Source organism: Neiella litorisoli, from assembly GCF_014773395.1.
GTDB lineage: Bacteria > Pseudomonadota > Gammaproteobacteria > Enterobacterales > Neiellaceae > Neiella > Neiella litorisoli.
Genome location: NZ_JACXAF010000001.1, coordinates 224,046 through 237,842, shown reverse-complemented (window position 1 = coordinate 237,842; position 13,797 = coordinate 224,046). Strand labels below are relative to the sequence as shown.

12 protein-coding genes are annotated in these 13,797 nt (G+C 51.4%); 6 read left to right on the top strand and 6 right to left on the bottom strand.

The annotated features are described in order from the left end of the window. Positions 1 to 9 precede the first annotated feature (9 nt). The gene (gene rhlB, locus IC617_RS01070) at positions 10 to 1,299 is read right to left on the bottom strand and encodes an ATP-dependent RNA helicase RhlB (protein ID WP_191143129.1); all 1,290 of its coding nucleotides are present in this window, start codon (positions 1,297 to 1,299) and stop codon (positions 10 to 12) included. 120 nt (positions 1,300 to 1,419) lie between these two features. Between rhlB and trxA the strand changes: the two genes are divergently transcribed. The 5 genes from trxA (at position 1,420) to fre (ending at position 6,544) form a co-directional block, all read left to right on the top strand. Then, positions 1,420 to 1,746: a thioredoxin TrxA gene (trxA, locus tag IC617_RS01065; protein ID WP_191143128.1), complete on the top strand. Its 327-nt coding sequence runs from the start codon at positions 1,420 to 1,422 to the stop codon at positions 1,744 to 1,746. 217 nt (positions 1,747 to 1,963) lie between these two features. Further along, positions 1,964 to 3,223 carry a transcription termination factor Rho gene (gene rho, locus IC617_RS01060; protein ID WP_191143127.1) on the top strand — a complete coding sequence of 420 codons (1,260 nt, stop codon included), beginning with the start codon at positions 1,964 to 1,966 and terminating at the stop codon, positions 3,221 to 3,223. Positions 3,224 to 3,372: 149 nt separating this feature from the next. Beyond that, positions 3,373 to 4,272, top strand: a complete 900-nt coding sequence (locus IC617_RS01055) for a hypothetical protein (RefSeq protein ID WP_191143126.1) — start codon at positions 3,373 to 3,375, stop codon at positions 4,270 to 4,272. A gap of 73 nt (positions 4,273 to 4,345) precedes the next feature. Continuing rightward, on the top strand, positions 4,346 to 5,824 hold the full coding sequence (gene ubiD / locus IC617_RS01050) for a 4-hydroxy-3-polyprenylbenzoate decarboxylase (RefSeq protein WP_191143125.1): 1,479 nt from the start codon (positions 4,346 to 4,348) through the stop codon (positions 5,822 to 5,824). A 21-nt stretch (positions 5,825 to 5,845) separates the two neighbouring features. Beyond that, on the top strand, positions 5,846 to 6,544 hold the full coding sequence (gene fre, locus IC617_RS01045; RefSeq protein WP_191143124.1) for an NAD(P)H-flavin reductase: 699 nt from the start codon (positions 5,846 to 5,848) through the stop codon (positions 6,542 to 6,544). Positions 6,545 to 6,548: 4 nt separating this feature from the next. On the opposite strand, the gene IC617_RS01040 is transcribed toward fre, so the two are convergent. The 4 genes from IC617_RS01040 to hemC are packed head-to-tail and all read right to left on the bottom strand — an operon-like array spanning position 6,549 to position 10,752. Next, positions 6,549 to 7,715: a heme biosynthesis HemY N-terminal domain-containing protein gene (locus IC617_RS01040; RefSeq protein ID WP_191143123.1), complete on the bottom strand. Its 1,167-nt coding sequence runs from the start codon at positions 7,713 to 7,715 to the stop codon at positions 6,549 to 6,551. Then, positions 7,712 to 9,076 (bottom strand): uroporphyrinogen-III C-methyltransferase, encoded by a 1,365-nt coding sequence (locus tag IC617_RS01035; protein ID WP_191143122.1) that lies wholly within the window; start codon positions 9,074 to 9,076, stop codon positions 7,712 to 7,714. Before IC617_RS01035 ends, IC617_RS01040 begins: the two co-directional genes overlap by 4 nt. Next, a complete protein-coding gene (locus IC617_RS01030) occupies positions 9,073 to 9,813 on the bottom strand; it encodes a uroporphyrinogen-III synthase (protein ID WP_191143121.1) in 741 nt (246 codons plus the stop codon). Before IC617_RS01030 ends, IC617_RS01035 begins: the two co-directional genes overlap by 4 nt. Positions 9,814 to 9,831: 18 nt before the next feature. Further along, positions 9,832 to 10,752, bottom strand: a complete 921-nt coding sequence (gene hemC / locus IC617_RS01025; protein ID WP_191143120.1) for a hydroxymethylbilane synthase — start codon at positions 10,750 to 10,752, stop codon at positions 9,832 to 9,834. Positions 10,753 to 10,941: 189 nt separating this feature from the next. On the opposite strand from hemC, the gene IC617_RS01020 reads away from it, so the two are divergent. After that, entirely contained in the window at positions 10,942 to 13,443 is a 2,502-nt protein-coding gene (locus IC617_RS01020; RefSeq protein WP_191143119.1) for a class I adenylate cyclase, read from the top strand. Here the strand turns inward: IC617_RS01020 and cyaY are convergent. After that, positions 13,440 to 13,754: an iron donor protein CyaY gene (gene cyaY, locus IC617_RS01015; RefSeq protein WP_191143118.1), complete on the bottom strand. Its 315-nt coding sequence runs from the start codon at positions 13,752 to 13,754 to the stop codon at positions 13,440 to 13,442. The two genes, IC617_RS01020 and cyaY, sit on opposite strands and share 4 nt — an antisense overlap. Positions 13,755 to 13,797: the final 43 nt, after the last annotated feature.

The window sequence follows — 13,797 nt, the reverse complement described above, 5'->3', positions numbered from 1 at the left end:
AGCCAAACACTACTTAGACGGTTTTCCTTGCGGACGTCGGTTACTATTGCCACCGCTGCGAGAACGCTTGCGGCCACTTTGATTGACCTGACGAGTACGCGGCATGTGCTTAGCTGGTTTGATATCCGTTAGCAATGCGTTGGCATCGTATTGAGTCACTGGAATTTCATGAGCAATGTAGGACTCAATCGCCGGTAAGTTAATCGCGTACTGCTCACAAGCAAAGCTAATGGCGTGACCGCTCGCACCCGCGCGGCCGGTACGGCCAATACGGTGAACGTAATCTTCGGCATCGTCTGGCAGGTCATAGTTAAAGACGTGAGTCACTGCTGGAATGTGGAGCCCACGTGCTGCAACATCCGTTGCCACCAGAATATCCAACTCACCTTGAGTGAATTGCTCGAGGATTTTGAGACGTTTACGCTGCGGCACATCGCCGGTTAGCAAGCCCACGCGGTGCTCTTCGCCAGCCAAAGCGCCCCAGATCTTTTCACAACCATGCTTGGTGTTGCCAAACACAATGGCTTTATCGGGCCATTCTTCTTCCATCAGCGTGAGTAACAAGGTCATCTTGTCTTCATTCGATGGGTAGAACAGCTCTTCTTGGATTTTCTCGGCAGTTTTACGCTCAGGTTCGATTTGCACATGAGTTGGCTCATTCATGTGTTCATAAGCCAGTTCACGGACTTTATAAGACAGCGTTGCTGAGTAAAGCAGATTGAGTCGCTCCGTTGGCGGCGGCAAGCGACGCATCATGTAGCGAATGTCTTTGATGAAGCCGAGGTCAAACATTCGGTCTGCTTCATCGAGCACGACCACTTGGACATCATCCAAGCTAATCACGCCTTGCTTGAAGTAATCGATCAGACGGCCCATAGTCGCGACCAGCACATCGACGCCTTGCTGCAAACGCTGGCGCTGAATGTCGTATCCTTCGCCGCCGTAGACCACTTGCAGCTTGATATCGCTGTGCTTGGCCATCAATTCGGCGTCGTTATGGATTTGAATAACCAGTTCGCGCGTTGGTGCTACGATCACCGCTCGGGGGTGATTCGACGGTCGATCTTCACGACTTGGCGTATTCAGTAAATGATGAAAAGTAGCGGCTAGAAACGCGATGGTTTTCCCTGTACCAGTTTGAGCTTGGCCAGCAACGTCTTTGCCGTCCAATGCCAAAGGCAGGGTCTTAGCCTGAATCGGGGTGCAGAAATCGAACCCTTTTTCGGTGAGTGCGCTTAACACTTTTGGGTGTAGCGGGAATTCGCTAAAGCGCTGTTCTGTTAAATGTGTTTTGCTCATCTGGTAAGCATATCAGGTTAAACTTGCAATAATAAACAACATGACTTGAAATAGATCCAAAGTGTCGCCATATATAGTGACTGAACTGAGAGCGACCTAACCCTATATTTGGAGCAAGCGATGAGCGACAAAATTGTCCACGTGACAGATGCCAGTTTTGAAGACGATGTATTAAAAGCCAGCGGCCCTGTGTTGGTTGACTTTTGGGCGGAATGGTGTGGCCCTTGCAAAATGATCGCGCCGATTCTGGATGAAGTTGCTGGCGAGTTCGATGGCAAGCTAACCATCGCTAAATTAAATATTGATGACAACGCTGAAACTGCGCCGAAATTCGGTATTCGTGGTATTCCGACATTGTTGTTATTCAAAGATGGCAATGTTGCAGCAACTAAAGTTGGTGCTTTGTCGAAAGGCCAGCTGGTTGAGTTTATCAACGACAACCTGTAAGCAAATCAGTCATAAAGGCTATCAATGTTAAATCGTTAGCCTTTATGACTATCTTTCTGGACGAATCCAATTATAGGTGTTACTTTACATCTAACTGAGTTCCCTTCTTGCGGCTAATTTTGCCGGGAAATTCCAAAGTCTTTTCTCCGTGGTGCGCAGAGCGCGTCACTATGCAATTGAACTATTCCAACATAACCGACGTGTAGCAGATCCCAAGATGCACCTAACCGAGTTAAAAAACACCCCAGTATCAGAGCTGATTGCTCTGGGCGAAAGCAAAGGCCTAGATAACCTAGCCCGCTTGCGCAAACAAGACATCATTTTTACGATTCTCAAGACACATGCTAAAGGTGGCGAAGATATCTTCGGTAGCGGTGTGCTCGAGATTTTGCAGGATGGTTTTGGCTTTCTCCGAAGCGCCGACAGCTCTTATCTAGCTGGGCCGGATGACATTTACGTCTCTCCGAGCCAGATCCGTCGCTTCAACTTGCGGACCGGTGACACCATTGCCGGTAAAATTCGTCCGCCGAAAGAAGGTGAACGCTATTTCGCTCTGTTGAAAGTCAACGAAGTCAACTTCGACCGTCCAGAAAACTCCCGTAATAAAATCCTCTTTGAAAACCTCACCCCACTGCATGCTGCAGAGCGTATGCGGATGGAGCGTGGTAACGGCTCAACAGAAGACATTACGGCACGGGTACTGGATTTGGCATCGCCGACCGGTAAAGGTCAGCGTGGTTTGATTGTGGCACCGCCAAAAGCCGGTAAAACAATCTTACTGCAGAACTTGGCGCAATCGATTGCCGCGAACCACCCAGAATGCGAACTGATGGTATTGCTGATTGACGAGCGACCAGAAGAAGTGACCGAAATGAAGCGTTTGGTGAAGGGCGAAGTGGTTGCTTCCACCTTTGACGAGCCAGCCAGCCGCCACGTGCAAGTGGCAGAAATGGTGATCGAAAAAGCCAAGCGTTTGGTCGAGCATAAAAAAGACGTGGTGATCCTGCTTGATTCCATCACTCGTTTGGCACGCGCTTACAACACTGTGATCCCATCGTCAGGTAAAGTACTGACCGGTGGTGTTGATGCTAACGCCTTGCACAAACCAAAACGTTTCTTCGGTGCGGCCCGTAATGTCGAAGAAGGCGGTAGCCTGACGATTCTGGCAACGGCATTGATCGATACCGGCTCGAAGATGGACGAAGTGATTTACGAGGAATTCAAAGGCACCGGTAATATGGAAGTGCATTTGGATCGTAAGATCGCTGAAAAACGTGTGTTCCCAGCCATTAATATTAATCGTTCGGGTACCCGTCGCGAAGAGCTGCTCACTACGCCTGATGAGCTGCAAAAAATGTGGATCCTGCGCAAAATCATCCACCCAATGGATGAAATCAGTGGCATGGAATTCCTCATCGATAAGTTGGCCATGACCAAAACCAACGATGAATTTTTCGAAGCGATGAAGAAAAAATAAGATTTAGCGGTCTTATCAAGGGCAGTAAGAGCTAAATGCTAGCTTTTTCTGCCCTTTTTAGTGCAGAATGCTTGATTAATAAGCAGCCGATGTACGCTGCACTAATAACTAACCCTACCTCATCAGACAAATTGGGATTTGGCCAACGGATGAAATCTGCCATGAAGGCGTTGAGTGTCGGCATCGGGCTGCTCATTTGGAGCTTAGCCTGTCAGGCTACCGATCTCAGTGATGAACTCGCCCATAGTACTGATTTCCAACAATCGTTTGCTCAAGCTCGCCTAAATCCAACTGCCCTCAGTCCAACTGATCTGAACCAGACTGCGTCGAATGACGCCGCCATTGAGCTTGCTGTGCTACAGCACATGCAGCACTTAATGGGGCTGCCGGAACCGTTAACTGAGGCGCAACGGGCTTGGACCGAGGATTGGCAACGCAGCGGTCATGGCTTGATTCAACACACGGCCGAGCAGCTTTTGGTGCGAGCCAAGCAACGCGCGCTGCCGACTTGGTCAGACTGGCTGATGCTATCGCAGCAACGACAGCTTTATTGGTTAAGTCAGCAACAATTTCCTGCATGTTCGGTTGATGGCGTGTTCGATGGGATTGACGCGACCGTGTTGGCCGCACTTGCCCTGCGTTGCGAGCGAGCTGATTTATTGCGGCAGGTTATCGCTCGCGGGGAGCGCGAAGCCACCTTAAATAGTTTGCGTGAGATACCCCAACGCTTTGACCAAACTACTGCCAAACAGTTGCTGGTTGAAGCGGCGCAACAAGGCGATTTGGCGGTGGCAGCAATGCCAGTTCTAGCAACTCACTTTGGGCCTGATGATGATGTTCAACAATTGATGGTCGATGGTTTGTACGATGAGCGTATCGGGCCCGTATCTGCGGTGTCGTTGGCAAAATATGGTAGTCAGCAAACATTGCAGGAATTACATCGTAAATTGCAATTAAAACAGCTGGATAGTCCTGCTGACCGATTTGCTCAGCTGGCCATTGAACAAAGTGGCTACGTCCTTGAACCATTGGCCTTACGCCATCGTTAAACTGCGCTGAGTCAGCCGCGCTTATTGCGTCAGCTTCACTATACTAATTCCTCAACTTTTCTATGTGGCCGTTATGAAATATAAGGATCTGAGAGACTTCCTCGACCAACTCGAGTCGCTCGGCGAATTAAAGCGTATTGCACAACCTATCGATCCTAATTTGGAAATGACCGAAATCGCCGATCGCACACTGCGTGCAGGTGGGCCGGCGTTGTTATTCGAAAACCCCAAGGGCTTTAATATTCCGGTGTTGGCCAACTTGTTCGGCACGCCCAAGCGGGTGGCGTTGGGCATGGGCCAGAGCGAAGTCAGCGCGCTAAAAGATGTGGGTAAGTTATTGGCATCGCTGAAAGAGCCGGAGCCGCCAAAGGGTTTCAAAGATGCCTTGCAAAAGCTACCCATGTACAAGCAAGTGCTCAACATGCCCACCAAAGTGTTGGGCAAGGCGCCTTGTCAGCAAGTGGTATTTGAAGGTGATGAGGTCGATTTAAATCAGTTACCGATTATGACCTGCTGGCCCGGCGATGTTGCACCACTGGTAACCTGGGGCTTAACCATTACCCGTGGGCCCCGTTCGAAACGGCAGAATCTTGGTATCTATCGCCAGCAGTTGCTGGCCAAAAACAAGCTGATTATGCGTTGGTTGTCGCACCGTGGCGGCGCCCTCGATTTGCGTGATTGGCAAGAGCAGCATCCGGGGGAGCCCTTCCCTGTTTCGGTCGCCTTAGGTGCCGATCCGGCGACCATCTTAGGGGCGGTGACACCTGTGCCTGATACCATGTCGGAATACGCCTTTGCTGGTCTGCTGCGCGGCAATAAAACCGAAACGGTGCGTTGTATTGGCAATGATCTGGAAGTACCAGCGAGTGCCGAGATTGTTCTCGAGGGTGTCATCGAGCCAGATGAATTTGCACCCGAAGGCCCCTATGGCGACCACACCGGCTACTACAATGAAGTGGAGCAGTTTCCGGTATTCACGGTGCAGCGCATTACCATGCGTAACGAGCCGATTTATCACAGCACTTATACTGGCCGGCCGCCGGATGAGCCAGCCGTACTTGGTGTTGCCTTGAACGAAGTGTTTGTGCCGATTCTGCAAAAGCAATTTCCCGAGATTGAGGATTTTTACTTACCGCCGGAAGGTTGTTCGTATCGCTTGGCAGTGGTGACTATCCGTAAACAATATGCCGGTCACGCAAAACGAGTCATGATGGGTGTTTGGTCGTTCTTGCGGCAGTTTATGTACACTAAATTTGTTATTGTTTGTGACCATGATATCGACGCTCGAAATTGGCAGGATGTGATTTGGGCGATGACCACGCGAATGGATCCGGCCAGAGATACCACGCTGATTGAGAACACCCCGATCGATTACCTCGACTTCGCCTCTCCGGTTGCCGGTCTTGGTTCGAAGATGGGGATGGATGCCACCAATAAGTGGCCAGGCGAAACCGATCGAGAGTGGGGCGAGCCGATAACCATGAGTCAACAAGTAAAAGACCGAGTCGATGCCATATGGGACGAACTCGGCATTTTTGACGGTGACAATTAAGTCACCGTATCTGGAGAAATGATGAAACAAGTGATTTGCACGGTAAGCCGTCTTGAGGCGCTGACGCCTTACGTTCAACGTGCAATTTTGATCCCAGCAGAGCCAGTCGAATTTTTGCCCGGCCAGTATTTGATGCTGCACCTATCAGATGACGATAAGCGACCTTTTTCCATTGCTAGCGCGACCTCCGCGGCGACCTTAGAGCTGCACATTGGTGCTGGCCGAGCCGACAGTTACGCCGGTCAGGCCATTGACTACCTGCGCGACCATCAGCAAGTGACAGTGTCATTACCTGGCGGTGAGGCCTACTGGCATCCTGAACGCCATGAGCCAACTATTCTGATGGCCGGCGGCACAGGCTTTTCGTACGTGAACAGTATTCTGATGAGCATGATTGATCAGCCGCGTCGCGAGCCTTTGGTGTTGTATTGGGGCGTTCGCAAAGAAGCTGATTTATATGAGTGGCCGCGCATCGAACACTTGGCGGCAAATCATGACTGGCTGACGGTTCACGCCGTGGTCGAAGAACCATCGGCTGGTTGGCAGGGCAAAATAGGTAAAGTCCATCAAGCGGTATTGGCCGATTTTGCCGATATGAGTGGCTATGATATCTACATGGCCGGTCGCTTTGAAATGGTTGGCATTGCTCGCGACGCCTTTATTGAGCGCGGTATGCCTCGCGAGCGGATGTTTTCAGACGCTTTTGCCTTTATCGAATAAACCGTTAAGACAAGGTAACGGCTTTGCGGTAGGCCTCAATGGCACTACTGTAATTGCCGTTTTGCTCCAGCGCTGAGGCCAGCGCTAAATAGTCGCGGCGATTGCTGAGTTGTCTCAAGGCTTTTTTCAGATGATCGCTGGCTTCATCAAAGTAGCGGGCGTGAAGCGCGGTAATGCCTATCAGGCTGGCGCGCATGGCTTCATCGCCTTTGGCCCGCTTTTTCACTTCCTGTAATTTTTGTTCTGGCTCGGCAACGGGCAACTGCAACCATTCATCCAACAGGGTTTGAGTCGGTGTTTTGAGTAAGGCTGGGTAAACTAAGTCCGCTGCTTGAGGGCCGCCACCATGACGGCGCATTGCGCGGCTGAATCCAGCCAGAATGTCGCCATTTTGCTGAGTTTGCTTGGCCAACGATTGCCAATAACTGATGGTTGGTTCAACGCCTTTCTGACTGGCCAGCAGTTCGAAATAATGTCCATAAGCGCTCACTTCGGTTTGCGCCAATTGTGCCGCTGGCAGTTGGCTGTATTTTTTCAGCTCCGGCAATAGCTGTAGCCACTCCAGCCACATTTCCAGTGCTTGATATAGCTCACTCAGCTGGGTCAGTAGCGACGCATTCTTGGGGTTGTGACGATGCCATTGCTCGAGTAAACCCAAGGCTTCCCGCTGGCTTTGCGGATTATCCGCCAGTCGCGCTTTGGTCATCGCAATGGCCAACGAGTTGCGGCCCGCATCGCCAACCTGAGCAAAATATTTTTGGCTGCGCTTGTCATTGCCGAGGCGCTTGGCGGCTTCGGCTGCGACCAAATAGTTGAGCTCTGGGCTGTGGCTATGCTCGGCACTTTTGGCTAGCAGTCGCTCGGCGCTTTTCCAGTCTTGGGCGGCGACGGCAACTAAGCCGTCGGCGGTGTGTTTGAGGGCTAATCGTTGTTTGCGATTACTGAGCCAGAGGACGGACTGATTGGTGATCCGAAGTATTTTTTTCACCAGCCATTCGGTGACGAAAATCACCACGAACACACCAATCAGGCTAATGACAAAGCTCACCACGGTCATTTCCACTGTGGTCTCGCCCAAGGCAATCAGCACATAGCCCTTATTGCCGCTGGCGACCGGACCAAACACCATGGCTGCGGCGGCAGCAATGAGCAGTATGATCACCCGAATCATAGGCTACCCTCCGAATCCGTGGCGGCAGGCTCTGGCATCGGCTCCGGCTCTGATTCTAACGCGGGCGCTGATTCGGGCTCTGCTTCAACTGGTTGTGTTGGCTCAACGTCGCTTGATTCCGCTACTGGTTGCTCGCCATCACTCTGTTCTGTTTGTTGCGGCGGCGCTTGTTCATCAGACTGCTCATCAGCCGGTGTGTTGGTGACACCGCTGGTGTCGTGTTCGGTTGCCAATAAACTGCGGATCAACTGGCGGCTTTCTAAGTCACCCGGTAGTTGCAACCGCACCGGTGAGATGGCCAATTCCGCCAAGGCTTCTCTTACGTACTGAACCGCGCTGTCGCTATTGTCAAAATACTCCCTGAGCCAATCATCACTTTGATTAATGGCATTGGCATACAGCTGCGGCTGATTGCGCAGCGCCGCTAGTTGGGCTTGCTGCAATGTCAGGCGAATGTTCGCGCGCAGGTACCAACGTTGCTCTGGTGGTAGTAACGGCGTGGCGCCGTCGGCGCGGCGGTTAACGGCGATAAAGCCATCAACAAAATGACGCCAGCTTTGCATCAGGTTTTGGCGCCAGTCGGATGGATCATTGGTAACCGTTTGGGCGTTTTGCGGGCCAACGCTGTCCGGGATCTCAAGTGCATTCAGTGGCAGCATGTCGAGCTGACTAATCAGGCCATCAAGGGTCAGCGCAATACCATCGATGTCAACTCGAGGCAGGGCGCCAAGCGTGGCAATGTCATTGCTGAGACTACGGCGCAGCGATAACAGCTGGGGATCGCGCAATTCAGCAACGCGCAAATCGGCACTCTTGAGCAGCGCTTTGGCGCCGTTGACGTCGCGCTCCATCCATAACTTTCGAGTTGCCAGTCGGATCAGATAATCGACCTCGGCCAACAACCACTCATTGGATTTGCGGCCATCGAGCTGCTGCAACCGCTGCTCCATGCGTTGCTGACTGAGCATGCTGTCGGCCAGTTGAGTTTGAAACTGATCGAGAGATTGTTGCTGATTTTGATTCGTAGTCGTGAGTTGCTCGAATACTCGAACTGAGGCTTGCTGACGCTGTTGGAATTGCTCGCTAAATTCAGCGAACTGCTGCTGGTTTTTCTGCCATTCTGGCCAAACCATGGTGACGGCAAACAGGCCAAGAATGATGGCAGCAAAGCTCAGCAGACTGAACACTAAGGCTGTGACAGCAACGCCATTGCGCGATTTTTTATTTGGCTCTTCGGCCGCGCTGTGCTCTGGCTCCTCGGTCAAGACGGGTTGCGTCTGTTCAGCGGACGAGTCAGTGGCATGCTCGAGCGGCTCTTGCTCGTTGTCGTTGGTGACTGCCGCTTGCTGTTTTTCTGTCATCTTGATTTAGCCTTATTCATCGCGGTAAGCAGTGTTGCTTTTAATGCCTGATTATTAGCACTGGCACTGACCAAAATCTGCTTGAAACCCATTGTCCGAGCGAGATCGGCCAGTCGTTGGCTCACTGTGATCAGCGTATTTGAGTATAGCCATGGCAATTGTGATTCATCGCACAGAGCCTGTAACCGATTGAGCTGCTCACCGCTGGTGATTATCAGATAGCTTATTTGTTGTTGCCAGTATGGAACCAACTGACTGGAATTTAAAGTAATTGCCTCACGTTGGTAGCACTCGCAATAGCTGACATCTGCGCCGCGCTGGTGAAGTTGTTCCGCGAGTAATTCGCGTCCACGTTGACCACGCAGAATGACAATGCGCTGCTCTGCCACATTTGCCAGTTGCGGCAGAGCTAACAAGCCTTCGCTGGTTTCAAGCTGTGGCGCTATCGCCTCAACGCCGGCTTGCTGCCAAGCTTGTTGCGTGGCTTGGCCAACGGCAAAGCAACGAATGTGGCTTGGCCATTGCTGATTGAGCTGCCGACTAGCCATCGATACGGCATGTTTGCTGACGGCTATCACGATGTCAGCAACGGCTAACTGCTCGGCCAGTGATGACAACTGCCGCCCGGGGATAATGGCAAACAGTGGTTGGCACATTGCCTCAATGTTGTCCGCTGCCAGCAGTTGTTGTAGCGCCTGACATTCTTGCTCGGGCCGGGTCAGCAGTACTTTTGTCATTTTAGGCTCATTAAAGGCTCAGCTGGCACAGCCTTCGAGTAATGGTTTAGCGCCTAGTTCCAACAGTTTTTCAGCTACTTGTACGCCCAATGCTTCCGGCTCTGAAGCAGGTCCGGTTAATACGCAGCGAAGAATCGTTTGACCATCCATGCTGCCAACCAAGCCGGTGAGGGTGAGCTGGCTGCCATGATGCTCGGCCTGGCCCGCGATCGGAACCTGACAACCGCCTTCTAAATGGCGATTCATGGCTCGTTCGGCGCGAACGCATAAGGCGGTGGTTTCGCAATGCAGTGGCGCTAGCAGCGCTTGGGTGGCTTGATCGTCTTCGCGACATTCAATACCAACGGCACCTTGGCCAGCCGCCGGTAGGCATAAGCTGTGGGGCAAGTGTTGATTAATTCGCTGCGGCATTTCGAGCCGAATCAAGCCAGCGCTGGCGAGAATAATGGCATCATATTCACCGCCATCGAGCTTGCTTAAACGGGTGCCGACATTGCCACGCAAGTCTAAGATCTCTAGATCAGGACGAGCTGCTTTGAGCTGGCATTGACGGCGCAAACTAGAGGTGCCAACACGGGCGCCGTGTGGCAATGCATCGATGGTTTGGTAGTTATTACTAACAAATGCATCAGCGCTGTTCTCTCGCGGGCAAATAATTGGCAAGCAGAAAGGTTCGGGTAGCTCCATCGGCACATCTTTCATCGAATGCACGGCGATGTCGGCTTCACCTTCTAGCATGGCAACTTCCAACTCTTTGATAAACAGCCCCTTACCACCAATTTTGGCAAGCGGGGTATCGAGAATTTTATCGCCCTTGGTGACCATGGGAACGAGTTCGACTTGCAATTGTGGATGGTAGTGCTGGAGTTGTGCTTTTACATATTCAGCCTGCCACAAGGCTAACGGACTTTTGCGAGTGGCGATGCGGATCAAAGACATATAAGTTTCCATTTAACGTCATAGCGACATGCTATCACTGCCCTTACCCAGACCCAAGCTTTGGCAGAGTTTACCTTGGGGAGTTAAGTTGCTAGCATGATCACGTTTTACCCAAGGTACCAGCCTATTCATGTCGCCGTTTTGTTGCCGTTTTGTTAGTCATCCCTGTCGCCAGGTTGTGGTGTACTGATGGATACCAATGGTATTGAAATCGAGCAACGTATCGCTCGTCTCGAAGCGCTTAATCAGCAGCGCCTCAATCGTGCGCGCCTTATCCTCACCGAGTCCGGCCTTAAAGTTTTTGAGCTGATTGCGCCACTACTGCATTTCAATCATCCTGATTTGCCCGGTTATGTTGGCGGCAGCTGTCCGGCTGGTATTCAAAATTATCATTTGATGGAAGTGCAACGTCGCTATTTGTCTGAGTGGGAGCATTTTCGTCCTGAGCTGACCGATGACAGCGCTATTCTTGGCGTCTTTTGCATGGGCAGTACAGCGTCGCTGGGGCAGTGCTGCGACTCCGATCTCGATGTCTGGGTGATTTACGACTCGAACCTCAATGCCCACCAACGGATGTTGTTGGAGCAGAAGTGTCAGAAGATCACGGCCTGGTCTGCTCAGATGGGAATCGAAGCCAATTTCTTTTTAGTCGACCCTGAGCAGTTTGTCCGCAGCCGCCAACAAGTGGTGACAAAAGACAATTGTGGCTCGACTCAGAACTGGCTGCTACTCGACGAGTTCTATCGCTCTTGCGTTCGCTTGGCCGGCTGTAATCTGGTTTGGTTCTTGGTGCCGGTGGATTGCGAAGAGCAGTATTCGGAGTATGTTGCGGCGTTATTTGATCAGCAATTAATGGACCCGCGCGACTGGGTCGATTTGGGCGGCATTGCCCGCGTCCCCGCAGAAGAGTACTTTGGCGCGGCGTTGTGGCAACTCTACAAAGGGATTGATTCGCCATTTAAAGCGGTGCTCAAGACCTTGCTTCTTGAGTGTTATTCCCACGAGTATCCGAATACCAGCTTGTTGTGTCACCAGTTTAAGCAGCGCTGGATGGATGGCTGCTGCGATCCACTCGGCTTAGATAGCTATCGTTTGGTGCTGGATCGCGTGAGCGACTACCTGCGTGAACAAAATGATTGGGCGCGACTGGATTTAGCGCGTCGCTGTTTTTATCTGAAAACCTGCATGCTGCTGAGTCAGCCGCAAGAAGAACTCAACTGGCAAGTAGTTGGTCTGCGTTATTTGATGTCCGACTGGCACTGGCCGCCGGAATTACTGGCCGAGCTTGATCGCCGCGAACAATGGAAAGTCGAGCACGTTAGAAAAGCCTACCGCGAAGTGCTCGAAGCCTTAATGGTTGGCTTCCGCAAATTGATTGAATTTGCTCGCCGTAATCAAATCAGTGAAGCCATCAACCCCGAAGATATCGGTGTGCTCTCGCGCAAGTTGTATGCATCGTTTGAGATGACGCCGAGCAAGGTTGATCTGATTAACCCTAACATTGCGCCGAGTTTATTTGAGCCGGTGATCACCTTGGTGCAGGTGCCAGAAGGGCGAAATAATCCTGCCGGTTGGTATTTGTATAAAACCCCGCTGCGCGCCAGCAGCATGATTGGCGCGAAACATCAGAAGCACACCGATCATTTATCCAAGCTGCTAGCGTGGGCCTATTTCAACGGTATCGTCAATCCCACGACGGAAATCAACATTCATGCGCCAGCTAGTGACATTACGGTCGATGCTGTGCGTCGTATGGTGCGTGATTTAAGCTCGGCGATGCCGGTTACTTTTGCCGCTACCCGCAAAGAAGAGCTGAGTAAGCCCAGCGAAATTCGTCAGTTGATGTTGTTCGTGAACCTGTCTCATCCGCAGGCTCGAGTTGACCACGAGTTGCCACTCGATGCCACGCCAGAGAGTCACAGTATCTTTAGTCTCGGCGATGATGAAGAAAATTTGGTGCAAAGCATCGACATGCTGTTCGTCAGTAGCTGGAATGAGATCCACAGTTACCATTTTGCCGGCAATGAAGCGATTCTTGATTGCATGGTGATGCTGACATCCAAGATGCACAAGCAGGCCAATATCCCGATGCGCAGCGATGTGTTCTGTTACTCACAGCAAAACCCAAACCTGATTGGTCAGCAAGTGCGGCAGGTTCTGCTCGACTGTATGACCATGCGTTTGGATCGCTCTGGCTCCGGCTCGGATTACCGGTTGTTTACCCTCGGCGGGGAACGCCACGGCTTGTTCTTCGAGCGACGCTCAGTCTACAAGCACAAGCTTGAAAACCCAGTCGACTTTTATCGCCATATTTCCCACAACAAAATTGGTGGTCGTGATCATGCTTCTGGCGAGTCGGCCGATAGTGTGGCGCCAACTATCGTCGAAAACCATGCCAGTGAAGGGTTAGTGCAATTTTTCTTCGAGCAAGGCTTAGAAGGCTTCAACATCTATGTGGTTGATGAGGCCAATCAGGTCGAGCTGTATGAGCATTTCAAAGGCTCAAAAGAAGAGTTGGTACAGAGCGTCAATCGCTTCTACTCGTCATCAAGACAGCAGCAAAGCGATGATGAAGAGCAAAAAGTGAACTTCAATCTGCCGCAGTTCTACGAAATCGTCGAACGTAACGGCAGTAAGCACATCCTACCTTATGGTGCCGGCGGCAGCGTGGCGCAGTCAGTCAACCTTTAGCGAATCTCAATCGGCTCGCCAGCTTGTTCGCTGCAAGCTGTGTTGAAAATATCGAGAAAATTCTCGCCGGTCCGATCATCCAGCCAGGCACCATCAACATAGTTAAAGTGATAGCCGTTTTTGCGAGTCGCTAGCCACAGCTGATGCACCGGCTCTTGGCGGTTAATAATCACCTTGGAGCCATCGGCAAAATCAATGGTCAAAATACCTGCCATGGTTTCGTAATCGATATCGGCATCGATTTCGTCAAGTTGCTCTTCAATGGCATTCAGCTGCTGATCAATCAGGGAGTGAAATTCGCTGTCGTTCATAGATCCGTCACAATGGTTGCAATTGTTGATTTGAGTGCGATTA

What these genes read in the sequence shown, in the direction of transcription:
- IC617_RS01040 (WP_191143123.1), bottom strand. Translation starts at nt 7,715, where the DNA reads ATGATTCGGGTGATCATACTGCTCATTGCTGCCGCCGCAGCCATGGTG.
- trxA (WP_191143128.1), top strand. Translation starts at nt 1,420, where the DNA reads ATGAGCGACAAAATTGTCCACGTGACAGATGCCAGTTTTGAAGACGAT.
- IC617_RS01055 (WP_191143126.1), top strand. Translation starts at nt 3,373, where the DNA reads ATGAAATCTGCCATGAAGGCGTTGAGTGTCGGCATCGGGCTGCTCATT.
- IC617_RS01030 (WP_191143121.1), bottom strand. Translation starts at nt 9,813, where the DNA reads ATGACAAAAGTACTGCTGACCCGGCCCGAGCAAGAATGTCAGGCGCTA.
- IC617_RS01035 (WP_191143122.1), bottom strand. Translation starts at nt 9,076, where the DNA reads ATGACAGAAAAACAGCAAGCGGCAGTCACCAACGACAACGAGCAAGAG.
- fre (WP_191143124.1), top strand. Translation starts at nt 5,846, where the DNA reads ATGAAACAAGTGATTTGCACGGTAAGCCGTCTTGAGGCGCTGACGCCT.
- rhlB (WP_191143129.1), bottom strand. Translation starts at nt 1,299, where the DNA reads ATGAGCAAAACACATTTAACAGAACAGCGCTTTAGCGAATTCCCGCTA.
- hemC (WP_191143120.1), bottom strand. Translation starts at nt 10,752, where the DNA reads ATGTCTTTGATCCGCATCGCCACTCGCAAAAGTCCGTTAGCCTTGTGG.
- cyaY (WP_191143118.1), bottom strand. Translation starts at nt 13,754, where the DNA reads ATGAACGACAGCGAATTTCACTCCCTGATTGATCAGCAGCTGAATGCC.
- ubiD (WP_191143125.1), top strand. Translation starts at nt 4,346, where the DNA reads ATGAAATATAAGGATCTGAGAGACTTCCTCGACCAACTCGAGTCGCTC.
- IC617_RS01020 (WP_191143119.1), top strand. Translation starts at nt 10,942, where the DNA reads ATGGATACCAATGGTATTGAAATCGAGCAACGTATCGCTCGTCTCGAA.
- rho (WP_191143127.1), top strand. Translation starts at nt 1,964, where the DNA reads ATGCACCTAACCGAGTTAAAAAACACCCCAGTATCAGAGCTGATTGCT.